Below are 446 nucleotides of genomic sequence, written 5' to 3' on the forward strand. Positions count from 1 at the left end.
GCAAGGTCGCGGAGCCGATCGAGCAGTACATGAACCATCCGCAGGCTGAGCACGTCGGTCCCCATGTCCACGAGAGTCGCCGCACCTCCCGGCGCGGCGCGTGGCATTTCGCGCATCAATCACTCGTATGGGTGATCCCGGCTCCCGCGGGGAGACCTCTGGGGCGGGAGTGGCGCGACTCACGGGCGGGCGCCGCGTACCGAGTGGTCTTTAGCGAGAGTAATGAGTTACGCTAAAGAACATGCCGGACCTCAGCCATGGCGACGACGCCGCCGCCGTGAACGCCCTTCGCTCCGCCGTGATGCGGCTGTCCCGTCGGCTCAAGCACCAGCGGGTCGACGAGTCGCTCAGCCCCACCGAGATGTCGGTGCTCGGCACCCTGGCCCGCTGCGGCAGCGCCACCCCGGGCGAGCTCGCCCGCAAGGAACACGTCCAGCCGCCGTCGA

The 446-nt window shown here is 68.8% G+C and carries 1 pseudogene; it reads left to right on the forward strand.

The annotated features are described in order from the left end of the window. Positions 1 to 241: 241 nt before the first annotated feature. A pseudogene (locus LPA54_RS38895) lies at positions 242 to 446 on the forward strand (MarR family transcriptional regulator); the annotation flags it as partial.

It is taken from the genome of Streptomyces sp. DH12 (genome assembly GCF_020873895.1).
Taxonomy (GTDB): domain Bacteria; phylum Actinomycetota; class Actinomycetes; order Streptomycetales; family Streptomycetaceae; genus Streptomyces.